The 22,840-nt window shown below is 69.8% G+C and carries 21 protein-coding genes; 12 read left to right on the forward strand and 9 right to left on the reverse strand.

Translation table 11 applies throughout. The features are described 5' to 3' along the window. Positions 1–15: 15 nt before the first annotated feature. Complete coding sequence (locus tag ACH4TV_RS35550) at positions 16–204, reverse strand: ferredoxin (RefSeq protein WP_329267447.1); 189 nt, start codon at positions 202–204, stop codon at positions 16–18. Between the two features lie 360 nt (positions 205–564). Here ACH4TV_RS35550 and ACH4TV_RS35555 point away from each other — a divergent pair, with 360 nt between their 5' ends. The 6 genes from ACH4TV_RS35555 to ACH4TV_RS35580 all read left to right on the forward strand — a co-directional run bounded on the left by ACH4TV_RS35555 (position 565) and on the right by ACH4TV_RS35580 (position 7,911). After that, positions 565–1,920, forward strand: coding sequence for a glutamine synthetase family protein (locus tag ACH4TV_RS35555; RefSeq protein WP_398405386.1), 1,356 nt, complete (start codon positions 565–567; stop codon positions 1,918–1,920). 34 nt (positions 1,921–1,954) lie between these two features. Then, positions 1,955–3,241, forward strand: coding sequence for a cytochrome P450 (locus ACH4TV_RS35560; protein ID WP_398405387.1), 1,287 nt, complete (start codon positions 1,955–1,957; stop codon positions 3,239–3,241). Between the two features lie 103 nt (positions 3,242–3,344). Then, positions 3,345–4,070, forward strand: a complete 726-nt coding sequence (locus tag ACH4TV_RS35565) for a TetR family transcriptional regulator (protein ID WP_398405431.1) — start codon at positions 3,345–3,347, stop codon at positions 4,068–4,070. Between the two features lie 111 nt (positions 4,071–4,181). Next, the gene (locus ACH4TV_RS35570; protein ID WP_398405388.1) at positions 4,182–4,589 is read left to right on the forward strand and encodes a Zn-ribbon domain-containing OB-fold protein; all 408 of its coding nucleotides are present in this window, start codon (positions 4,182–4,184) and stop codon (positions 4,587–4,589) included. A 186-nt stretch (positions 4,590–4,775) separates the two neighbouring features. Further along, positions 4,776–7,559, forward strand: a complete 2,784-nt coding sequence (locus ACH4TV_RS35575) for an alpha/beta hydrolase family protein (RefSeq protein ID WP_398405389.1) — start codon at positions 4,776–4,778, stop codon at positions 7,557–7,559. A 175-nt stretch (positions 7,560–7,734) separates the two neighbouring features. Further along, a complete protein-coding gene (locus tag ACH4TV_RS35580; RefSeq protein WP_398405390.1) occupies positions 7,735–7,911 on the forward strand; it encodes a hypothetical protein in 177 nt (58 codons plus the stop codon). Between the two features lie 77 nt (positions 7,912–7,988). On the opposite strand, the gene ACH4TV_RS35585 is transcribed toward ACH4TV_RS35580, so the two are convergent. The 6 genes from ACH4TV_RS35585 to ACH4TV_RS35610 are packed head-to-tail and all read right to left on the reverse strand — an operon-like array spanning position 7,989 to position 13,833. Next, positions 7,989–8,372: a PPOX class F420-dependent oxidoreductase gene (locus tag ACH4TV_RS35585; protein WP_398405391.1), complete on the reverse strand. Its 384-nt coding sequence runs from the start codon at positions 8,370–8,372 to the stop codon at positions 7,989–7,991. Between the two features lie 59 nt (positions 8,373–8,431). After that, positions 8,432–9,712, reverse strand: a complete 1,281-nt coding sequence (locus tag ACH4TV_RS35590; protein ID WP_398405392.1) for a glucarate dehydratase family protein — start codon at positions 9,710–9,712, stop codon at positions 8,432–8,434. Continuing rightward, positions 9,709–10,617 carry a 5-dehydro-4-deoxyglucarate dehydratase gene (locus ACH4TV_RS35595; RefSeq protein ID WP_398405393.1) on the reverse strand — a complete coding sequence of 303 codons (909 nt, stop codon included), beginning with the start codon at positions 10,615–10,617 and terminating at the stop codon, positions 9,709–9,711. The genes ACH4TV_RS35590 and ACH4TV_RS35595 overlap by 4 nt, the downstream gene beginning before the upstream one ends. Before the next feature lie 29 nt (positions 10,618–10,646). Then, positions 10,647–11,591 (reverse strand): carbohydrate ABC transporter permease, encoded by a 945-nt coding sequence (locus ACH4TV_RS35600; RefSeq protein ID WP_398405394.1) that lies wholly within the window; start codon positions 11,589–11,591, stop codon positions 10,647–10,649. Further along, entirely contained in the window at positions 11,588–12,511 is a 924-nt protein-coding gene (locus ACH4TV_RS35605) for a carbohydrate ABC transporter permease (protein WP_398405395.1), read from the reverse strand. Before ACH4TV_RS35605 ends, ACH4TV_RS35600 begins: the two co-directional genes overlap by 4 nt. Further along, positions 12,508–13,833, reverse strand: a complete 1,326-nt coding sequence (locus ACH4TV_RS35610) for an ABC transporter substrate-binding protein (RefSeq protein ID WP_398405396.1) — start codon at positions 13,831–13,833, stop codon at positions 12,508–12,510. The genes ACH4TV_RS35605 and ACH4TV_RS35610 overlap by 4 nt, the downstream gene beginning before the upstream one ends. A gap of 166 nt (positions 13,834–13,999) precedes the next feature. Between ACH4TV_RS35610 and ACH4TV_RS35615 the strand changes: the two genes are divergently transcribed. Together ACH4TV_RS35615 and ACH4TV_RS35620 are read left to right on the forward strand one after the other, a co-directional pair. Then, entirely contained in the window at positions 14,000–14,980 is a 981-nt protein-coding gene (locus tag ACH4TV_RS35615) for a hypothetical protein (RefSeq protein ID WP_398405397.1), read from the forward strand. A gap of 226 nt (positions 14,981–15,206) precedes the next feature. Beyond that, a complete protein-coding gene (locus tag ACH4TV_RS35620) occupies positions 15,207–16,583 on the forward strand; it encodes a S1 family peptidase (RefSeq protein WP_398405398.1) in 1,377 nt (458 codons plus the stop codon). A gap of 73 nt (positions 16,584–16,656) precedes the next feature. Here the strand turns inward: ACH4TV_RS35620 and ACH4TV_RS35625 are convergent, their stop codons facing one another. Further along, positions 16,657–16,842, reverse strand: coding sequence for a hypothetical protein (locus tag ACH4TV_RS35625; protein WP_398405399.1), 186 nt, complete (start codon positions 16,840–16,842; stop codon positions 16,657–16,659). A 110-nt stretch (positions 16,843–16,952) separates the two neighbouring features. After that, positions 16,953–18,116, reverse strand: coding sequence for an ROK family protein (locus ACH4TV_RS35630; RefSeq protein WP_398405400.1), 1,164 nt, complete (start codon positions 18,114–18,116; stop codon positions 16,953–16,955). A 172-nt stretch (positions 18,117–18,288) separates the two neighbouring features. Here ACH4TV_RS35630 and ACH4TV_RS35635 point away from each other — a divergent pair, with 172 nt between their 5' ends. From ACH4TV_RS35635 to ACH4TV_RS35650, 4 genes are read left to right on the forward strand one after another with little or no spacing between them, the layout of a single operon-like run. Then, positions 18,289–19,191, forward strand: coding sequence for a carbohydrate ABC transporter permease (locus ACH4TV_RS35635; protein WP_398405401.1), 903 nt, complete (start codon positions 18,289–18,291; stop codon positions 19,189–19,191). Between the two features lie 16 nt (positions 19,192–19,207). Next, positions 19,208–20,155 (forward strand): carbohydrate ABC transporter permease, encoded by a 948-nt coding sequence (locus ACH4TV_RS35640; RefSeq protein WP_398405402.1) that lies wholly within the window; start codon positions 19,208–19,210, stop codon positions 20,153–20,155. A gap of 32 nt (positions 20,156–20,187) precedes the next feature. Next, positions 20,188–21,543, forward strand: a complete 1,356-nt coding sequence (locus tag ACH4TV_RS35645) for an ABC transporter substrate-binding protein (RefSeq protein ID WP_398405403.1) — start codon at positions 20,188–20,190, stop codon at positions 21,541–21,543. Between the two features lie 38 nt (positions 21,544–21,581). Beyond that, on the forward strand, positions 21,582–22,802 hold the full coding sequence (locus tag ACH4TV_RS35650) for a Gfo/Idh/MocA family protein (protein ID WP_398405404.1): 1,221 nt from the start codon (positions 21,582–21,584) through the stop codon (positions 22,800–22,802). Positions 22,803–22,840: the final 38 nt, after the last annotated feature.

Raw genomic sequence — 22,840 nt, forward strand, 5'->3', positions numbered from 1 at the left:
GTCGCGCCGGTCACGTCAGTCCTCGATCCGGATGGCCTGGAGCGGGCAGACGTCCGCGGCCTCCTCGGCCTCGTCGCGCAGCGCGTCGTCGGGGTCGGAGACGTACAGCAGGTGACCGCCGTCGTCCATCGAGAAGACGTCGGGCGCCGCGAAGACGCACTGGCCGTGGTCCTGGCACTTGTTCATGTCGACGACGACCTTCATGGGCCGGTCCTCCTGGTGGTGAGGGCGTCGGAGCGGGGAGTGGGAGGGAGGTGGAGGGGCCCGGCCGCTGCCGGACGGGCCCCGGCCAAAGGGGTGCGGAGACCCGGTAAGAGGCTCGACCCCTGACTCGTTTGGCTTCAAACAAGATAGGAAGCAGCTGGAGTCTGGTCAATAGCTATCCGGATGGATAAATTCTTTCCCGACCCTCTTGCGGTACAGGCCACCCCTCCATACCGTTTGGCCTCAAACAACGAGCCCGGGCCGTCCGCCCGCACCGCGCACCCCGGCCGTGCTCCCCACGCCACCCGCCTCCCGGACCCCCGTTCCGGAGGTGCCCGACGTCCGCCCGAGGAGACAACGGTGAGCGCAATCGACATTCCAGAGGTCCGCCGGCACATCGAGCGGCTCGCCGCCGAGGGGATCGACGTGGTCCGGGTGGTCTATCCCGACCTCATCGGCACCGACCGCGCCCGTGACGTCCTGCTCGACGAACTGCCCCGCGCCTGTGAGCACGGCCTCGCCTTCTGCCGGGCCGTCTACCACACCAGCCCCCAAGGAGACGTGGTCCCGGTCAGCGGCGGCCTGGACGCGGGCCTGCCCGACATCTCCGTACGGCCGGATCTGTCCACCCTGGTCGCCCTGCCCTGGGAGCCCGGCGTCGCCGTCTGCCTCGGGGACGTCGTCGACCCGGCGACCGGTTCACCTGCGCCGGAGTCGCCCCGCGATCTGCTCCGCGCCGTCCTCGCCCGGTGCGCCGAGCACGGGCTGCGGCCTGTCGTCGGGCCCGAGCTGGAGTACTTCCTGTGCGATCCCGCGCCGGGGGACGCGAGCGGCTGGCAGCGGTACAACCGGGACGCGGGTGTCGTCTACACGGCCGGACTGCGCGCCGACCCCGACAACCATCTCCTGCGCACCCTGCGCCACGTACGCGATCTGAACATCGGCGTGCTCAGCGGAAACCACGAGTTCGACGGCGGGCAGTTCGAGATCAACCTGCTGCACTCGGAGGCGATGTCGGCGGCCGACCGGGCCTTCCGTTTCAAGGCCGCGATCAAGGAACTGGCCCGCAAGGAAGGGCGGCTCGCCACCTTCATGGCGAAGCCCTTCAACGACGCGGGCGGCTCGGGCTTCCACCTCCATATCTCCTGCGACGACGCCGAGGGCCGCAACACCTTCGACGACCCGGCCGGCCCGTACGGACTGTCCGCCACGGCACGGCACGCGGCGGCGGGTCTCCTCGCCCACGCACCCGCCCTCGCCGCGCTGCTCAACCCGACCGTGAACTCGTACAAACGCTTCGGGCCCGACACCCTCGCCCCCTGGCTGATCGACTGGGGGCTCGACAACCGCAGCGCCATGGTCCGGGTACCCCCGGAGCGCGGGTCCGGGGCCCGGCTCGAACTGCGCCTCGGTGACGCCGGCGCCAACCCCTATCTCGCGATCGCCGGCGCCGCGGCCGCCGCGCTGCTCGGCGTGCTGGCCGGGGAGGAGCCGTCGGCGCCACTGGAGGGCTACGGCTACGACACCGAACGGTCCGCCGTACTGCCGATGAGCCTGCCCGCCGCCCTGGACGCGCTGGAGGCGGACACCGCCCTGACCGAGCTGCTCGGCAAGGACTTCGTCGCCTCCTTCCTCGCCTACAAGCGCAACGAGGTCGAACGCTTCCAACGGCACGTCACCGACTGGGAGTTCACCGAGTACGCGTACCACCTCTGATCGCCGTTGCCTGCCCCCTCCCCCGGAGCCCTTCATGAACGAGACCCTCAAGTCCACCCCGGCCCAAGAACCGCTCCCCCTCGACGCCGTCGACCTCGCCGACCTCGACAACTTCACCGACGGGGTGACGCCCTGGCGGATGTTCCACACCCTGCGCCACGAGGACCCGGTGCACTGGCAGCCCGAGGAGGCGCCCAACTCCGGTTTCTGGGCGGTGACCCGGCACGCGGACATCGCGCGCGTCGACCGTGACGCGGAGACCTTCACCTCGACGAAGTTCGTCAACCTCGAAGAGCTCGACGAGGACCAGATCAAGAAACGCGCCTCCGTCCTGGAGCTGGACGGAGTGCGCCACCGCGCGCTGCGCAGCCTGATCCAACGCCAGTTCGGCGCGAGCGTCATCAACAGCTACACCGACTTCCTGCGCGGGCTCACCGCACGGACCCTGGACACCGCGCTCGCCAAGGGGACGTTCGACTTCGTCAAGGAGGTCTCCGCCGACTTCCCCATCAACGTCCTGGCCCGGCTCCTCGACGTCCCGCCCGAGGACAACCAGCAGCTCATCGACTGGGGCAACCGGATCATCGGCAACACCGACCCCGACTACGCCGACGTGCTGCTGCACAGCGCGGAGAGCGAGCAGTACCGCGATCTGCCCTTCCGCTCCCCCGCCTCGCTCGAAGTCTTCGAGTACGGGCGGGAGTTGGCCCGCAAGCGGCGCGGCGGGGAGGGCACCGACCTCGTCTCCAAGCTCATCAACACCACCCCGCGCGACGGAGTGCCGTTGTCCGCGCAGGACTTCGACAACTACTTCCTGCTGCTGGTGGTCGCCGGCAACGAGACGACCCGGCACACCATCACCCACTCGATGCTGGCCCTCCTCCAGCACCCCGAGCAGCTCGCCCGCCTCCAGGCCGACCCCTCCCTGATCCCGGGCGCGGTCGAGGAGTTCCTGCGCTGGGCGTCCCCCGTCTACCACTTCCGGCGCACCGCGACCCGTGAGGTGGAGCTGGGCGGCAAGCTGGTCAGGGAGGGCGACAAGGTCGTCATGTGGTACGCCTCCGGCAACCGTGACGAGGCGGTCTTCGGCAATCCGTACGACTTCGACGTCACGCGCACGGACAACGACCACCTCACCTTCGGCAAGGGCAGTCCGCACCTGTGCCTGGGCAATCTGCTGGCCCGCACCGAGATCCGGATCATGTTCGAGGAGCTGATCCCACGCCTCGCGGACATCCGGCTGGTGGGGGACGCTCCCCGGGTGCGCTCGAACTTCGTCAACGGGATCAAGAAGTTGCCGGTCGAGGTCACCCTCGCGTGATGCGCGGGCGTCCATCCGAGGGCACTCAGTTCCCCATACGCAGCGCACTGAGTGCCATCACTCCCGCTCGGATGCTAGTTTCCGGTCCATGACCAAACCGCCCATGCGGGACGCCCTGGTCGCGGCGGCCTTCCAGCTGTTCCTGGAGCGGGGCTACGAGCAGACCACCGTGGACGACATCGTGGCGCTGGCCGGGGTCGGGCGCCGGTCGTTCTTCCGCTACTTCCCCTCCAAGGAGGACGTGGTCTTCCCCGACCACGAGCGGTGCCTGGCCGACATGACGGCCTACCTCGCCGACAGCCCCGAGGACGCGGAACCCGTGGGGCGGGTGAGCGCCGCCGCCCGCATGGTGCTGCTCATGTACGCCGAGAACCCCGCTTTCTCCGTACAGCGCTACCGGCTCACCAAGAAGGTCCCCGGGCTGCGCGCGTCCGAGCTGTCGGTGGTCTGGCGGTACGAGCGTGCCCTGGCCGCGTATCTGCGCGGCCGTTTCGCCGGCCGGCCCGACGGGACGCTCCAGGCCGACGTGATCGCGGCGTCCGTCGTCGCCGCACACAACAACGCGCTGCGCTCCTGGCTGCGCTCGGACGGACAGGGCGACGCGACCACAGCCGTGGACCACGCCCTGGACTACGTGAAGGCCGCGTTCGGCACCCCGCCCACGCCCACGCCTCCGCCTCCGTCTCCGTCCCCGTCCCCGTCCCCGTCCCCAGCCTCCGACCTGGACGAGTCCGATGACGTGGTTGTCGTCGTCTCGCGGCGCGGGGCACCGATGTGGCGGGTCGTGCAGGAGATCGAGTCGACGCTCTCGCATCTTCGCGAGAATTGAGGGTACGCAGTGCCTTTACGCGTGACACTGAGTGCCATACCCTGAAGCCGTGCACGGTGGCACGGCGAACCGCGCACTTCGGATTCAGGCGGAGCGCAGGGAGATGACACGGTGTACCACTCACTTGGCGCCACTCGTCCGGTGGCCGTCGGCTCCACGGGCCTGCTCGACGCCCCGGCCGACACGAACACCCTCGTCTTCCAGCGCTGCGGCTGGTGCGCCACCGCGATGTACCACCGGCTGTTGTGTCCGGTCTGCGCGGGCAGCGACCTGCGCACGGAGCGCAGCGAGGGCACGGGCACCGTCCGGCACGCCACGGTGGTCAACCGGAACACGCCGGCCGCGCGCAATGTGTCGCTGGTCGAGATGGCCGAGGGCTTCGTCGTACGCGGCCGGGTGATGGGCCCCGCCGCCGGCATCCACAGCGGGGACCGGGTCCGACTGTCCACGGCGAAGGACCCGGTGCGCGGCGAGCCGGTTTTCCAGCTGCTGGACGAGCCGTACCGCGCCTGGATCTGACGGTACGTCAGTAACCAGCGCCCCCGCTGCCGGTACGCCGACTCCTCGCACCGCCAACTGCCGTAGCTCTCACTTCCATTGACTCTCCTCCACAGGCAACCCACAGGTCCTTGATCCCGTCCTCCGAGACGAGAGGGGCCACCGGGAAGCCCGGGGCTCCTGAGCGAGTCCAGGAGGAGAAGACCATTGCTACGTGCCCGGCGAATATGGGTCACCGCGGCTGCCCTGGTCGCGGTGGTGGGAGCATCGCCAGGCTGGGCGCAGGCGCAGCAGCCGACCCGGTCGGAGGTGGCGGCCGACCAACAGCTGCCCCCGGACTGGACGTTCACCGGTGACGGTGCGAAGCGGCAGCTCGTCTGGCGCTCCGGCGGCAGACCGGTACCGATGGGGGACGCGCGCGTCGAGTTCTACGCGGGCGACCAGTTGCTCGGCCGGCCCACGGCCGCGAAGGACGGCCGGACGTTCCGGCTTCCGTTGGAAGAGGCCCTGAACGGCGGCGGCACCAAGAAATTCGAGGATCTCCAAGTGCGCGCCGGTGGGCGCCGGTTGGACGCGGCGGGACTGGTGTCGGCGCCGGACGAGCAGCGCGCGGCGGTCGCTCCGCCCGCCCTGGCTCCGGCGGGCTCCGTCGATCCCGGCAAGCCGGGCTCGTACCGTACGGTCTCGGGCGAGTACGCGCTGGACTCCGTGAAGCTGCCCGGGTTCGCCGTGCCGATCGAGATGAAGGCCGTGGTGGTCGCGCCGACCGGGGCCACCGGTCACCGGCCGCTCGCGCTGTTCCTGCACGGGCGCCACTCGACCTGTTACACGCCGGACGGCGAGGTGAGCGGCGACTGGCCCTGTCAGGCGGGCGCGAAGCAGATACCGAGCTACCGGGGTTATCTGCGCGACCAGAAACTCCTGGCGTCGCAGGGCTATGTGACGGTGTCGATCTCCGCCAACGGCATCAACGCGCAGGACCGGTGGGCCGAGGACGCCGGGGCGCAGGCCCGCTCCTCCCTCGTACGGCAGCATCTGGCCCGCTGGGCAGGCTGGGCGGCGAACCGGCCCTCGGCGCCGGCGATCGTGCGGACCGCGCCGGCCGCCGACCTCTCGCGGGTGCTGCTGGTCGGTCACTCGCGGGGCGGTGAGGGTGTGAACCGGGCCGCGATGGACAGCCTGTACCGTCCGCCGGCCGACCAGGACGGGTACGGCGGCCCGGTGCGCTGGAACATCCGGGGTACGGTCCTCATCGGCCCGACGATCTTCGGACAGAACCCGGTCGCCGACGTGCCGTCGGTGACGATTCTGCCGGGCTGCGACGGCGATGTGTCCGATCTCCAGGGCGAGTTGGCGATCGACGGCACCCGGGGGATCAGCCGCGGCGCCGCTCTGCACAGCGCGGTGTACATGATCGGCGCCAACCACAACTACTTCAACACCGAGTGGACGCCGGGGCAGGCGCAGGCACCGGCGAACGACGACTTCTGGTCGGACGAGGAGGAGCCGGACGCGGTGTGCAACATGGGCACCAGGACCCGGCTGACCGCCGACCAGCAGCACAGGGCGGGCGCCTCCTACATCGCGGCGGCGGCCCGGCTGTTCGTCGCCGGTGACGACCGGGTGCGTCCGCTGCTGGACGGCTCGGGCCGTCGGATACCGTCCGCCGACCCGGCGCGAGTCCTCACGCACGCGGTGGGCGCGAACCGTTCCGCCGGCATCCTGCCGGACGGTGCGGTGACCGTGCAGGGCGCCGGCGGGCGACTGTGCTCGGCGGTCGACGACCGTGCCGCGCTCAGGTGCCTGGCCGAGGACACCCCCGGCGGCTCCCCGCACTTCGCGAGCTGGGAGACGGAGCGGGAGGTGGGCCGCCGGGCGGTCGCCATGAAGTGGTCGCAGCCGGGTACGCCGGTGCGGGTGCTTCCCGAACGGCCGGTGTCCCTGGGCGGCGCCAAGGGCCTCGCCCTGCGCGTGATGGTGCCGCCCAACACCACCGGAACCCAGCTGGACGTGTCCGTCACCGACACCTCCGGCCGGCGCGCCACCCTCGGCAGGGTCCGCGTGGACGGGCTGCCGGGGACCGAGCGCACCGCCTCGTACTGGGCGCGGGAGGTCCGCGTACCGCTGGCAGCCGCCGGCCGGGCCGGGCTCGACCTGCACAAGGTGCGGAGCGTGGAGCTGACTCCGCGCAGCAACGCGGGGCAGGCCTGGCTGATCGACACCTGGGGCTGGCGCCCGGGCACCCCCGCGGTGCGGCCGGCCGTGCTGCCGCGCGTCGACCTCGGACGGCTGAGCGTCATGGAGGGCGACTCGGGCACCCGGACCTACCGGGTGCCGGTCCGGATCTCCGGACAGGGCGGCGGCACGGTCCGGCTGTACGTCCAGAACCCCGAGACGTACGCGACGACGAGCCGCCTGGTGACGGTACGGCCCGGTGGGCAGAGCGTCGACGTGCCGGTCACGGTGAAGGGCGACACTCTGTACGACTACGACATGACGCACAACGTGTTCGTGAAGGCCGTGCGCGGTGCGGTCGTCGGTGCGCACAGCGGCGGGGTGACCGCCGAGAACGACGATCCCCGGCCCACGCTCACCATCACCCCGGTCGCGGACCGGGTCACCGAGGGGCAGCGGCTGACCTGGCGCGCGACCCTGTCGGCGCCCTCCGGCGCCGAGATGTACTGGGGCATCGAAGCGCTGCCGGTCGCAGGTGGCGCCGAACTGTCCACCACGGACGTCGATCCGACGTGGCTGGCGGACACCTCCGGTCAGGAACCGCTGCCGGAACGGCTGTTGTCCAAGACCGACCTCTATCTGTACGTGGCGATCCCGCCGGGCGAGTTGACCGCCGAGATCAGCGTGCCGACGATCGCTGACACGGTGGCGGAGCCGGAGGAGTCGGTGCGGCTGCGGATGACGGACTACGACGACGAGACGGGCGATCCGGTGTTCGGGCCCGAGTTCTCGGGAACGGTGTCGGACGCTTCGTAGGGGTGAGCCGTTCGCAGGCCGGGCATCCCGTTCGGGGGCCCGGCCTGCGAACGCGTTTTGTCCTCATGGCCGGGGGAACTCGGTCGCCACACCGTGAGAGTCGGGCACCAGCGAAGAACGGTGCGGCTCGGCCTCGCGGTCTGGTGATTCCGAGGCAGAGAGAAGTTGAAGGGCCGTGACTGCGCACACCATTGCGAAGAAGGCATCGCAACCCCGCGAGACCGGCGAGGCAGAAGACCGCCACGCCCCCGACGAGGGAATACGCACCTGCCTCTCCCCCGTCGAGACCTGCGGCTCCGCGGCGCCGACGCACACGGGTACGGAGTGGAACATCGTCCGGGGCGAGGACTGACCGGACAGGGGACGGGCCGGAAGACCTGCCGGGAACGGCGTCTTCCGGCCCCTCGGCGTTCGGGGCCGTCCGCCGGCCTACGTGAGGGTGATGCGGATCCCGACCGTGCCCGACTTCCCGCGCCGCAGCCGGCTGCCGAGCAGGGTGACGCGGCCCAGCACGCCGTACTTGCGGGCGAGGAGCCCGCGGTAGACGTCGGTCGCGGGCTGGTCGAGGATCTCGGCGGTGGCGGGGACCTGGTCGCCGGTCGGTTTTCCGCGGGCGTCGCAGGGGCCGACGAGGACGTCGGCCCGGTTGCGGATCCGTTTCACCTTCCAGGCGTCCGCGGCCGACCAGGCGCCGAGCGCGTTCCCGTCCCGTACCACCCAGACGGGGGTGGCGACGGGCGTGCCGTTCTTGCGGTAGCTGGTGATCAGCAGGTAGCTGCCCGCACCGAGCCGGTCCAGCGTGGTCTCGTCCATGGACGGGAGTCTAGGCAGCGGGGAGGGCGCCGGCGACGGCCCCTCCCCGCTGTCCGCCGTCACCAGCGCGGCAGCCGCCGCTCGTACTCCGGCCGGATCCGCCGCATGTACCCGGTGTCGTCCCGGTCGCGCACCCCACAGGCGAGGTAGCGGCGGTGGGCCCGGTCGAGGGCGTCGGGGTCGAGCTCGACGCCCAGGCCGGGGCCGGTCGGCACCTTCACCGCACCGTCACGGACCTCGATGACGCCGGGGACGATCACGTCGTCGGCCGAGTTCCACGGGTAGTGCGTGTCGCAGGAGTGCGCGAGGTTGGGGATCGCCGCGCCGACGTGGGTCATCGCGGCCAGGCTGATGCCCAGGTGCGAGTTGGAGTGCATGGACAACTCGATGCCGAACGCCTCGCACACGGCGGCGAGTTCACGGGTCCGGCGCAGTCCGCCCCAGTAGTGGTGGTCGGTGAGGAGGACCTGGATCGCGTTCTGTTCGACGGCGGGCCGCAGATGTTCCCAGGCGATCACGCACATGTTGGTCGCGAGCGGCATCGGCGCGTCCTTCGCGACCTCGGCCATGCCGGGGATGGTGGCGGTCGGGTCCTCCAAGTACTCGATGACGCCGTCGAGTTCACGGGCGACGTACTTCGAGGTCTCCACCGTCCAGGCCGTGTTGGGATCCAGGCGCAGGGGCTGTCCGGGGAAGGCCTCGGCGAGGGCCCGCATCGCGGCGATCTCCTCGTCGGGCGGGAAGACCCCGCCCTTGAGCTTGAACGAGGTGAATCCGTACCGCTGTTGCATCCGCCGGGCCTGTTCGACGATCCCGGCCGGGTCGAGGGCCGCGCCCCATTCGTCGCCGATGGCTTCGCGGCCGTCGAGGGCGGGGTGCTGCGCCCACTTGTAGAAGAGGTACGCGGCGAAGGGCACGGCGTCCCTGACCTTGCCGCCGAGCAGGTCGCTGACCGGGCGGCCGAGCAGCTTGCCCTGGGCGTCGAGACAGGCCACCTCGACGGCCGAGGTGGCCCAGCCGCGATCGTGGGAGCGGGGCACGGTCGGCGCCAGGACGGCGTCGATCGCCGCCGCGATGGCTGTCGTGTCGAAGACGTCCATGCCGACGACGGCCTTCGCGGCCTCCTGGAGCCGTGCGAGGCGGGCGGTGCCGCCGGGCGACTCGCCGAGGCCCACCGTGCCGTCCTCCAGGACGAGTTGGAGGATGCAGCGCAGGGCGACCGGTTCGTGCACCCCGTCGGCGTTGAGCAGCGGCGGGTCGCCGAACGCGATGGGGGTGACGAGGAGTTCGCGGATACGGGTGCCGGTGACGCTGATGGTCGTACTCCTGCTGTCGCTCATGCGCGGACCGCCTCCAGACCGTGGTCGATGAGTTTCGCCAGCCGGGCCACGTGCTCCGGCGTCGGGTCGAGCAGCGGGGCCCGTACGCCGCCGACGTCCAGGCCCCGGAGGGTCACCCCGGCCTTGACGAGGGACACCGCGTATCCCGGTACCTCGTCGCGGAGTTCGACGAGCGGGCCGTAGAACTCGTCGAGGAGCTTCGTGGTCAGGGCCTCGTTCCCCTCGCTCAGTGCCCGGTGGAACGCGGTGGCGATCTCCGGGGCGAAGGCGAACACGGCGGACGAGTACAGGTCGACGCCGACGCCCTGGTAGGCGGCGGCCGTCATCTCGGCGGTCGGCAGGCCGTTGAAGAAGGCGAAGTCCTCGCCGCCGGGCAGCGCCCGTACCGTGCGCACGATGCGGTGCATGCGCTCGATGTCGCCGGTGCCGTCCTTGAGGCCGACGACTCCGGGCAGGGCGGCGATCTCGGCGGCCGTCGCCTCGGTGAGGCGGGCGGTGCCGCGCTGGTAGAAGATCACCGGCAGCCGGGCGGCCGACGTCACCTCACGCGCGTAGCGCACGAGCCCCTGCTGCGGTGCGGTCACCAGGTACGGCGGCAGCAGCAGGATGCCGTCGGCGCCGGCCTCCCGGATACGGGTGGCCTGGTCGATGGCGACGGGCACCGGACCGCCCGCGGCGGCCAGGACGGGGACGCGCCCGGCGGTCGTGGCGACCGCGATCCTGGTCGCCTGTTCGATCTCGGCCGGTGTCAGCGCGTGGAACTCGCCGGTACCGCAGGCGACGAACACCCCGCCGGCGCCGGCCGCGACGCCGGCCTCGATGTGCTGGGCGAGGAGTTCCCCGTCCAGCGACCCGTCCGCCGCGAAGGGCGTGACCGGGAAGAACAGCACTCCTTGGAACTTCATGTCTCTCTCAAAGGTGTGGGGGGTCGGTGTCAGCCCTTGGTGGCACCGGCGGCGATGCCGGTGACCAGCGAGCGCTGGAGGAGCAGATAGACGATCAGGCTGGGCAGGAGGGCGATGACCGCGCCCGCCAGCACCACCCCGGAACCGACCTCGGGGTCGGTGCGCAGGATGGACAGGGCGACGGTCACCGTGTAGTCGGTGGGGTCCTTGGCGGCGATCAGCGGCAGCAGGTACTGGTCCCAGATCATGATGAAGCCGAGGACACCGGCCACTCCGAGCGCGGGCTTGCACAGGGGCAGGACTATCTGCCACAGCATCCGCAGCTCGCCGACGCCGTCGAGGCGGGCGGCCTCCTCGATCTCGTCGGGGATGTCCTTCATGAACTCGGTGAGCATCATCACCGAGAAGCCCCAGGCGCCCAGCGGCAGGATGACGCCCCAGACGGTGCCCTTGAGGTCGAGGTGGACCACCGGGACGTCGCCGAGGACCAGCGACAGCGGGATCGCGATGACCTCCTCGGGGAGCATCATCGTCAGCATGAACAGGGTGAGGACGATGGCCTGGCCGCGGAAGCGGTGCCGGGCCAGCGCGTACGCGGCGAGCGTGCACACCACGAGCTGGAGCAGCAGCCCGCCGCCCGCTATGACGAGCGAGTTGGAGAAGTAGTCCCAGATGCCGCGCTCGCCGGCCACCGTGAAGTTCAGCAGGGTGCTGTCGTGCGGCAGGAAGGACAGCGAGGAGCCGCTGGCGTTCTTGGTGAAGGCTCCGGAGAGGATCGCGAGGAAGGGCGCGGCAAAGATGAGCAGGGCGATCGCGCAGAGCAGGATTCTCAGGGTCCAGGCGGAGCCCGGTTTGTCGTTCCAGCCGAGGGCGGTGTCGAAGCGGGCCGGCGTGGTGCGCTGTGCCTTGCCGGACCGCCTCGCCTTCGGCTTCGGGGCCGTTGTCCGGACGGGGTCGATGGCTGGGGCGCTCATCGCACGTCTCCCCTCTTGCGGAAGTAGTTGACGGTGACCGTGAGCAGCAGCGTGACGCAGAGCAGGACGACGGAGGCCGCGGAGGCGCCGCCGATGTCGTTGCGGGTGAAGCCGAGGGTGTAGGCGCGGGTCATCCAGACATCGGTGGACCCGGCCGGGCCGCCGCCGGTGAGGACGTAGACCTCGGTGAAGACACGCAGGCCGCGGATCGCGGCGAGGATCAGGACGATGCTGAGGGCGGGGCGGATCGCGGGGAGGGTGACGTGGCGCAGGCGCTGCCAGAGGGAGACGCCGTCCATCGCGGCGGCCTCGTACAGCGAGCGGTCCACGCCCGCGAGGCCGGCCATGATGATGACCATGTTGTAGGGGGCCCAGATCCAGATGCCCATGACCATCGTCGACCACAGCGCGAGGTCCGGGTTGTCGAGGAACTGGACGGGGCCGAACCCGAGGAGGTTCAGGCCGCTGTTGATCAGGCCGTCGGAGGTCGGGTAGTACATCAGCCGCCACAGCTCGCCGACGACCGCGGTGGCGGTGACGGCGGGCAGGAAGACGGCGGTGCGCACAATCTTCAGCGAGCGGGCCTGGCCCTCCAGGAGCAGGGCGAGGACGAATCCGAGGACGATGGCGCCGAGGGACTGGCCGAGGCCCAGGAGCAGGGTGTGTCCGATGGCGTCCTGGAAGCGGTGGTCGGTCAGGACGCGGGTGTAGTTGTCGAGGCCGGTCCACTGGTCGCCGAGGAAGGGCCGGACGTCGAAGAAGCTGAGCCAGACGCCCTTGGCCATCGGCCAGAACTTGAAGACGAGGGCGAGAAGCAGACCCGGCGCGAGGAACAGCCAGGGGATGAGGGCCTTCTTATTGAAGACCTTGCGCGCTGTGACGACTCTGCGCGCCGCGGGGGTGGTCACGGTAGCGGTCATTTCAGCAGGTCCTGGTCCTTGAGGTCACCGGCGAGCGTGTCGTTGAGCTCCCCCAGCTGGGAGCGGACGTCTCCGCCGCAGTAGGTGAAGATCGCGTTGAGGCTGTCGGCGATGTCCTGCTTGATGGGGGCGAAGTCGGGTGCGTTCGGGAACTGCTGCGAGGTGTCCTCGTACGCCTTCTGCACCACGCTCCAACGGGCGTCGTCGCGGACGGTGGCGGCGTCCAGCGTGGAGTTCACGGGGATGCGGACGACGGGCTGGTTCTCGCCGGTCATGGCCAGCTTCTGGCCCTCGGGGGAGATGAGGAACGCGGCGAGCGCCTGTTCCTGCTCGGTCTTGCCGGTCTTGGCGCCGAAGTAGACGTTCTCGCCGTCGGCCAGTACGTCACCGCCGGCCGGGCCCGCGGGAGCCGGAACGACCTCGTACTTGTCCTTGCCGAGGGTCCCGTCGAAGGTGGCCATGTTGTACGGGCCGGTGAGGTACATCCCGGCGTTGCCGTCCTGGAAGTTGGTGGCGGTGGAGGTGATGGCGGTCAGCGCGCCGGGCTGGGTGACAGCGTTGTCACCGCAGAAGAGGTTGTCCTTCATCCAGGTCACGGTGTTCACGGCGGCGGCCGAGTCCATGGCCGGTTTGTAGAACCCCTTGCCGTCCGGTTCGACGATCTTCGCGCCGCCCTGCCAGAGGAAGCTGGCGCCCCACCAGGCGGCGTAGCCGTTCTGGGCGCTGCCGGGGACGACCATGCCGTAGGTGTCGGCCTTGCCGTCGCCGTCCGGGTCGCGGGTGGCGAAGGCCTTGGCGACGCTCAGCATCTCCTCCCAGGTGGTGGGCACCGCGAGGCCGAGCGTCCGCAGCCAGTCCTTCCTGATCATCAGGGTCTGGGCCTGGCGGGAGTAGGGGATGCCGTAGTGCTTGCCGTCGATACCCACCGTCGAGGACCATGACTTGGCGGTGATCTGGCCGTGGCCCGCGATCGAGGCGGGGTCGATGACCTTCAGCAGCCCCTGGCTCTGGTAACTGCCCATCAGCGCCGTGTCGTTGATCATGACGTCCGGCAGGTCCTTGGTCGACGCACGGCTCTGCAGCTGCTGGTCGAAGTTGACGACCGGCTGATAGTCGACCTTGATCCCGGTCTTTTTGGTGAAGGCGGCGAAGACGCGCTCATAGGTGGCGGCGGGGTCCGGGTTGCTCCGGGTCCACACCTCGAGCGTGTTCGGGTCGCCACCCGAACTGTCGGAACCGGCCCCGCAGGCGGCCGCTCCGAATGCGAGCCCCGAGGCGGTGAGCACGGCGGCCAGGCGGCGACTTCGTCGGCGATCGCCCATGGAAGTTCTCCGTTCATATCCGTGAACATCTTTCACGAATCTAAATGATCGCTGTAAGCTACGAATGATTTCAGCCGCATGTCAAGACATGGGTCGGAGTTTTCACGGACGTCACACCGCTCATGGCGCCCCGATAACCAGGTGCCCTCACGGACCCTGGTGGGGGATGCTGATCGGTGTGACCCGGCAGCCCACGGAAGTCGAGATCGCCTGCGACGAGTCGGGCTCGGACGGCGAGAACCTGACCGGCGGGAACACCGATGTCTTCGCGCACGGCAGTGTGGATGTGCCCGTGGCGTCCGCGGCGGCGGCGATCCAGGAGATACGCGACCGGATCCGGTCACCCGCCGAGGAGTACAAGGCCAACCATCTGCTCCGGGAGAAGCACCGAGCGGTCCTCGAATGGCTGCTCGCCCCCGCGGGCCCTCTGCACGGGCACGCGTACGTCCATCTCACGGAGAAGACCTTCTTCATGGTCGAGCGGGTCGTGGACCTGCTCCTCGGCGATCCGGCCGGCGCCGGTCCCCTCTTCCGCGCGGGCGCGGACGCTTTCGGGGCCGAGCGATGGAAGGAGTTCCTGGCGGCGGCCAACGCCCTGCTGCGGGTACGCGGTGACGCCGGCGCCGATCCTCGGGCGCCCGTCGACGCCTTCTTCCGCGCGGTGGACACCCTGGCCCGGGAGACACCGGGCCCTCTGGGCCAGGACGCGGCAGACGTGCTGAAGCTGCTCGGCGGTGCCCGCTCCCGGGCCGAGGAGCACCGGGCCCGGCTGCTCGCCGCCCCCGCCCTGATCCCCGTACTCAATCCGCTGCTGCCCGCGATCGTGCGGACGGCCGCCTACTGGCGTGCGGGCGGGCAGGCCGTCGTGCTGGTGCACGACCGGCAGAACATGCTGACGGAGGAGCGCATCGAGTGGCTCAAGGAGACCGCGCGGATCGGCGGGCTGCGCCTCGTCGTCGCTCGGGACGACGCGCGGATCCAGCTGGCCGACTTCCTCGCCGGCATCGCCCGCAGCATCGCCTCCCACGAGCTGAACGGGCGCGGCGACGCGACACTGACGGCGCTGCTGCGTCCGTATGTGGACACGGGGTCCGTGTGGGGCGACGAACGGAGCCGGGGCCGGCTCTTCGCAACTGCCCCCGATTAGGCCCTGTCCAGGCCTTCGCCCACATCAACAACCTTGCCTGGACTGCCGTGTACTGCGGACCGGGCCGCACGTCCTGACACGATCCGCCCCCTTGGCAAGAGGACCGCACAGGATCTTGAACCCGGTGAACATGAACACCGCTCGCCACGTATGGAAGTCAGGGCCACTCAACGACCGGAGGGCCCCGCGGTGTTGAGACCGCGCGTTCAGGGTTCGGGAGCCATTGATGAGGCACGCACGACGACGGATCGTCCGGCGAGCGACACGGCTGGCGGCCGTCGGCGGAATCATCCTCGGCGGATTAATGGTCACCCAGGCCGTGGCGACCGAGCCACCGCAAGCCGCCGACCTGCCTCTCAGTTCGGCCCGGGCGGCCGGCACCACCGGTTCCGGTCTCGTCACCGAGCTCGGCACCGACCGTACGGCGGGCAGCTGGATCGCGGACGACGGAAAACCGGTCGTCGCGGTCACCGACGAGAAGGCGGCGGCGGAGGTCAAGAAGGCGGGCGCCCGGGCCAAGGTCGTGGACTACAGCATGAACGACCTCAAGTCCGCGACCCAGACGCTGCGTTCGGCACCACGCGTGGCGGGCACGGCCTGGTCGGTCGACTACACCAAGAACGAGGTGGTCGTCCAGGCCGACACCACCGTGTCGGCCGCCGACTGGGCCAAACTCGCCGCGGTCGCCGAGGACATCGGCGGCTCCGTCCGCATGGAGCGCACCCAGGGCACCTTCACCACCCGGATCAACGCGGCGCAGCCGATCCTGTCGACCGGCGGGCGCTGCTCGGCGGGCTTCAACGTGACCAACGGGACGGCCGACTTCATCCTCACCGCCGGTCACTGCGGGCCCAACGGTTCGATCTGGTTCGCGGACACCTCAGGCTCACAGGAGATCGGCAAAACGATCAGCGGCAGTTTCCCCATCAACGACTACTCGCTGGTGCAGTACAACGGCGGTTCGGCCGGTGACGGCGCCGATGTCGTCGCCATCGGCAACGGCCGGGGCGTGCGCATCACGGGCTCGGCCGATCCGACCGTGGGCCAGAAGGTGTTCCGCAGCGGCAGCACCACCGGGCTGCGCGACGGCGAGGTGACCGGGCTCAACGCCACGGTCAACTACCCGGAGGGCACGGTGTCGGGCCTGATCGAGACCACCGTGTGCGCCGAGTCGGGAGACAGCGGTGGCCCGTTGTTCTCCGAGGGCATCGCGCTCGGGATCACCTCGGGCGGCAACGGCGACTGCCAGAGCGGCGGTACGACGTTCTTCCAGCCGGTGACCAAGGCGCTGACCGCGCTCAACGTCCGGTTGATCGGCCCGGCGAACGCCGCGGGTCAGGGGGCGGGGGCCGCCCCGGAACCGTCCGCGACGGCCACGCAGAACGCCATCGACCCGGGGGACGCCCAGCCCGGCTCGGTGGCGCCGGTGGCGGGCGGCTCGGTCGGGGAGGCACTGCTGGACCGGCTCGCGGACCCGAAGAACGTGGGGCCGGGGCTGCTGATCGTCGGCGGCAGCCTGATCGCCCTGGTCGCCACCCGCTGGTTCCGGGTGGAACAGGACCGCAGGGACTACCGCCGTTCGTACTCGGCGACCTGGAGCTGAGGGGGACACACGAAAGGCCGGGGCTGACGCGCTGTGCGCGGCCCCGGCCCTGCTGCGGAGATGTCGAAAGTGGTTACGCCTCGTGCCCGGGGTGCGGGGAGACCGCGGCCCATTCGGCGACGAGCTGCTGATAGGTCAGCCGCTGCTCGGTGCTGAGAATCCCGCCCGACCGGAGCCACAGGGCCCGGATCTCTTCGTTGACGTCGGCTGCCGATCGATCAGGGGCGGATTGAAGAGTGGTGGACATGGTGTGAAGCATATGCCGCCAAGAGTGAAAGCCGAATCGATTATTTCGAACTAAACGGACATCAGGGACCGTGTTGCTGATCACGTCCAGCCATCGGCATCCCTCGTTTCCGGCCCCGGAGTTCATCGGTCGACGGCCCCCAGCACCAGTACCTGAATGGCGAGTACGGCGGCCCCGCGCGCCCAGTCGTGGAAGTCGGAAACCTTGGTCTCCAGGTTGACCGGATCGGCGAGCGGATGCCGGTTGGCGAGGATGGTCTCCTCGACCGCGGCGCCGGCCACCTCGACGAGCCCGACGCCCTCCCCGGCCAGCAGGATCTTCTCGGGCATCGCGAAGTTGGCGATCTGGGCGATCAGCGTGCCGAGAGCGCGGGCCGCCTCGTCGATGACGCGGGCGGCCATGGGGTCACCGGCGGCGGCCCGGGCGAGAATCTCGTCGTAGGTCAGGTCGTGGCCGGTGGCGGCGCGGATCTGGTAGCGGATGCTGGGGACGGCGAGCAGGGATATGGCGCTGCCACGCTCCCCTTCGGGGGTGAGCGGGCCGTTCGGGTTGACGATCCAGCGGCGCCCTATGCCCCGGTCGTGCTCGGCGGACGGTACGCGACGGCCGCCGCTGACCAGGCCGTAGCCGATGCCCGCGCCGATGGTGAGGACCGCGAAGCGGTCCAGGCCGCGGCCCGCGCCGAACCAGCTCTCGGCCTCGACGAGGGCGGCCACGTCGTTCTCGACGACCACCCGCAACCCCGTACGTTCCTCGACGAGTGCGGCGAGAGGGACGTCCTGCCACCCGAGGAAGACGGAGTCGACGACCATCGAGCGCTTCTCGACGTGTCCGCCGACGCCGATCCCGATGCCGGCCACGGCGGGGTGGGCGGCGGTGAGTTCGGCGGTCATCTCGCCGACCAGGTCGGCCACTTCGGCCGGATCGTGTGTGGTGAGGGGCCGGTCGAGACGGGCGACGACCTCACTGCGCAGGGTGGTGACGACGCTGTAGACCATGTCCTCGGTGATCTTGAAGCCGAGGAAGGCGCGGGACTCGGCGACGACGTCGAGCGGCTGCGAGGGGCGCCCCTGCCGCACCTCGGCCGGGGCGCCGGCGTCGGGCACCTCGACGAGCAGCCCCGAGGCGAGCAGCGGTTTGGTCAGCCGGGTGAGGCTGCCGGCGGAGAGGTCGAGCCGCCGGGCGAGTTCGGCACGGGACAGCGGGCCGTGGACGAGCACCTCGATCGCCACCGAGCGCTCGCCGGGACTCAGTGGCGGCCAGCCGTCGGCCAGTGCGGTCGTCATGACGATCAGACCCCTCACCATTTCTTTTGCCCTGAAACTAACGTGACCACCATACGCCGGGATTCCCTGCCGGAAAAAGATGGTTACCCACCTCTTGACGAATGGATTCTTTTGGCTCAAAAGTAAGTCCCCTGAGGACGAGCCGCTGACGAGCAGACGAGGGAGTCTCTCCATGACCGTCGCCTCCACCAGCCCACCCCTGCGTCGACCACGCGGCGACGGCGCACTCGCGGCGCTCTTCGTCGCCCCGGCGATGCTGGGCTTCCTGGTGTTCCTGCTCTGGCCGACGCTGCGGGGCGTCTACCTGAGCTTCACCCGCTTCAACCTGCTGACCCCGGCCGAGTGGGTGGGGCTCGACAACTACGTCCGGATGGTCAACGACCCCATCTTCTGGGACTCGTTGACGGTCACCGTCGAATACGTCCTCATCAACATCGGGGTGCAGACGACGGCGGCACTCGCCATCGCCGTACTGCTCCAGCGGCTGACCCAGTCCGCCGTACTCCGCGGGATCGTGCTCACGCCCTATCTGATGTCGAACGTCGTCGCGGGCATCGTCTGGCTCTGGATGCTCGACACCCAGCTCGGCATCGGCAACGAGATCATCGCGGCCCTCGGCTTCGACCGGATCCCGTTCCTCGCCGACGAGACCTGGGCGATCCCGACGATCGCGCTGATCAACGTCTGGCGGCATGTCGGCTACACCGCGCTGCTGCTCTTCGCCGGTCTCCAGGCCATCCCGAACGACATGTACGAGGCGGCCAAGGTGGACGGTGCGAGCGAGGGGCGGATGTTCTGGCGCATCACGATGCCGCTGCTGCGTCCGGTCCTCGCGGTGGTCCTGATCATGACGGTGATCGGCTCGTTCCAGGTGTTCGACACCGTCGCGGTGACGACGGCGGGCGGTCCGGCGAACGCCACCAACGTCCTTCAGTTCTACATCTACGGCTCCGCCTTCGGCCGCTTCCAGTTCGGCTACGCCTCGGCGATGTCCGTGGCCCTGCTGGTCGTGCTGAGCGCGATCACCTTCCTCCAGTACCGGCTCACCCGGGCCGGCCACACGGATCTCGGCTGACCGGAAGGAGCACGCCATGACAACTCTGACAACACCGGCGCCGACGCCCACCCCGACGCCCACCGCGACGGCCGTCCGGCCCCTGCGGCGCGGGCCCTCCCTCGGGCGGATCGCCGCCTGGGCGGTGATGGCCGCGATCGTGCTGGTCACTCTGCTGCCGTTCTACTGGATCCTGCGCACCGCGCTGTCCACCAACGCGGGCCTCGCCGCCGACCCGGCGAACCCGCTGCCGGTGCACCCGACCACCGGCGGTTTCGAGCGGGCGCTCGGGCTCCAGTCCACCGAGGAGGCGATCGCCCAGGGCGGCGCGGGCGGCGGTCTGGACTTCTGGCGCTACCTCCTCAACTCGGTGGTCGTGTCGACCCTGATCACCGGCTGCCAGATCTTCTTCTCGGCGATGGCCGCGTACGCCTTCGCCCGGCTGCGCTGGCGCGGCCGGGACACGGTCTTCGGGCTCTTCCTGGCGGGTCTGATGGTCCCGGCCATCTTCACTCTGCTGCCGAACTTCGTGCTGATCAAGCAACTCGGCCTGGTGGACAACCTGTTGGGGATCGCGCTGCCGACGATGTTCATGACGCCGTTCGCGGTGTTCTTCCTGCGCCAGTTCTTCATGAACATCCCGCGCGAGGTCGAGGAGGCGGCGCTGCTCGACGGCGCCGGCAAGATCCGCGTCTTCTTCCGGGTGCTGCTGCCGATGGCGTCCACACCGGTGCTCACCCTCGCGATCCTGACGTACATCACCGCCTGGAACGACTACTTCTGGCCTCTGATGGTGTCGTACAGCGACAGTTCGCGGGTGCTCACGGTGGCTCTGGCGATCTTCCGCGCGCAGACCCCGCAGACCGGCGTCGACTGGTCGGGGCTGATGGCGGCCACGCTGATCGCCGCGCTGCCGATGATCGTGCTGTTCGCGTGCTTCGCCCGCCGCATCGTCAGTTCCGTCAGCTTCACGGGCATCAAGTGACCGCGTCAACGGAGTCAACTGAGGGGACGGACATGCGCATTCGTACGATCGTGGCGCTGGGCGGAGCCCTGGCGCTGACCCTCGCGACCGGCTGCGCGCAGGGCGGGGCGGCCGGCTCGTCGGCGGACACCGTGAACTACTGGCTGTGGGACGCCAACCAGCAACCCGCCTACCAGGCCTGCGCGAAGGACTTCGAGAAGGAGAACCCCGGGCTGACGGTGAAGATCACCCAGCTGGGCTGGGACGACTACTGGACCAAGCTCACCGCGAGCTTCATCGCGGGCACCCAGCCGGACGTGTTCACCGACCACATCGTCAAGTTCGGCCAGTTCGCCGACCTGAAGGTCCTCGAACCGCTCGACGACCTCGGCATCGACGGCTCCGCCTACCAGCCCGGGCTCGCCGCCAACTGGACCGGCCAGGACGGCCACCGCTACGGCGCCCCGAAGGACTGGGACACCGTCGCCCTCTTCTACAACGAGAAGCTGGCGCGGGCGGCCGGTCTCACAGCCGCGCAACTGAACGGCCTCTCCTGGAACCCCAAGGACGGCGGCACCTTCGAGAAGGCGATCGCACACCTCACCATCGACAAGAACGGCAAACGGGGCGACGAGGCCGGCTTCGACAAGGACAACGTCAAGGTGTACGGCCTCGCCACCAACGGCGGCGGTGACGGTGACGGCCAGACCCAGTGGAGCAACTTCGCCGCCTCGGCGGGCTGGACGTACACGAACGAGAAGCGCTGGGGCACCGAGTACCGGTACGACAGCGATACCTTTCAGTCCGTGATCAAGTGGTACTTCGGCCTGGCGAAGAAGGGCTACATGGTCCCCTTCACCGACTACAACTCCCAGTCCAACCAGGCCAACACGCAGATCTCCTCCGGCAAGGCCGCGGCGGCGTTCGACGGAGCCTGGATGATCTCGTCGTACGCCGGCTTCAAGGGCATGGACATCGCCACCGCCGTCACTCCGGCCGGGCCGACGGGCAAGCGGGCGACGATGCTGAACGGCCTCGCCGACTCGATCACCAAGGGCGCCCACAACAAGGCGGGCGCCAAGAAGTGGGTCACGTACCTCGCCTCGGACAAGTGCCAGCGGACCGTGGGCAGTTACGGGATCGTCTTCCCGGCCACACCCGACGGCACGGAGGCCGCGGTGGCCGCGTACGAGAAGAAGGGCATCGACGTCTCGGCGTTCACCAGGCCGGTCGCCGACGAGAAGGCCGGCGGGAAGGAGTTCGCCACCTTCTCCTACCCGATCACCAACTACGCGGCGGACGTGTACGCCCTCATGCACCCGGCCATGCAGGACATCTTCAGCAACGGCGGGTCCGTGACCGGCCTCGACCGGACCAACAGCCAGATCAATCTGATTCTCGACCAGTAACGACACCGGTCGAGCGACCACAGAAGGGCACGCAATCCATGACGTTCTCCCTCGGCATCGTCGGCGCCGGGCAGTTCTCCGGCCAGTTCGCCAAGCTGTTCCTCGCCCATCCGGGCGTCGGCGAGGTGTACGTGACCGACCTCCTGCCGGAGCGCGCGGAGCAACTGGCCGCGGCAGAAGGCCTGTCGGGCACCTTCCCCTCGTACGAGGCGATGCTGGAGTCGCCGGCGGTCGACGCGGTCGCGATCTTCACCCAGCGCTGGACGCACGGCCCCCTGGTCCTCCAGGGGCTGGGCGCCGGCAAGCACGTGTACTCGGCGGTGCCGATGGCGGTCAGCGCGGAGGAGATCGGCGCGATCATCGACGCCGTACGGGCCACCGGACTCACCTACATGATGGGTGAAACGAGTCAGTACAACCCGGCGACCGTCCACGCCCGCAACCAGATCGCCGAGGGCGCCTTCGGCCGGCTCTTCTACGCCGAGGGCGACTACGTCCACGACATGGACCTCGGCTTCTACGAGGCCTACCAGTACAGCGGCGGCGACAACTGGAAGGCGACCGCCAGCTATCCCCCGCTGCTCTACCCGACGCACTCGGTGGGCGGGGTGCTCGGCGCCTGGCAGACGCACGCGGTGAGCGTGTCGGCGATCGGGGTGCGGGACGAGCGCGGCGACGGCGTGTTCGACAAGGAGGTCAGCCAGTTCGGCAACGACTACTCCAACGCGACCGCGCTGTTCGAGGTCGCGGGCGGCGGTTCGTTCCGGACGAACGAGTTCCGCCGGGTCGGCTATCCCTCCCAGATCCGGGAGTCGCGGTTCCGGTTCTTCGGTACGGACGCGAGTATGGAGCAGCTCGCCACGGTCGCTTTCTGGCAGGACAAGAAGGGGGTCACGGACATCAGCGAGCTGCTGGAACCCAAGCCCACCATGGCTCCTGACGATCCGTCACTCCAGCACATCGCCCCCGACCTGCGGGCCGCGTTCACGTCCGGCTCTGCGCCGGTGCACGACCGCTCGCGCCTGCCGAAGGAGTTCGAGCACCTGCACAACGGTCACGAGGGAAGCCACCACTTCCTGGTGGACGACTTCGTGACGGCGGTGAACACGCGGACCCTGCCGACGGTGAACGCATGGGTGGCCGCCCGCTACACCCTGCCGGGCATCGTGGCGCACGACTCCGCGCTCCAGGGCGGGGCGAGGCTGGCGATCCCGGACTTCGGTGACCCGGACACGGACACGGCCCGAACAGCGAGCTGACGGCCTCCCTGGCTCACCAGAGGGGAGTCCGCGTCCCG

Source organism: Streptomyces sp. NPDC020898 (assembly GCF_044333925.1).
GTDB lineage: Bacteria > Actinomycetota > Actinomycetes > Streptomycetales > Streptomycetaceae > Streptomyces.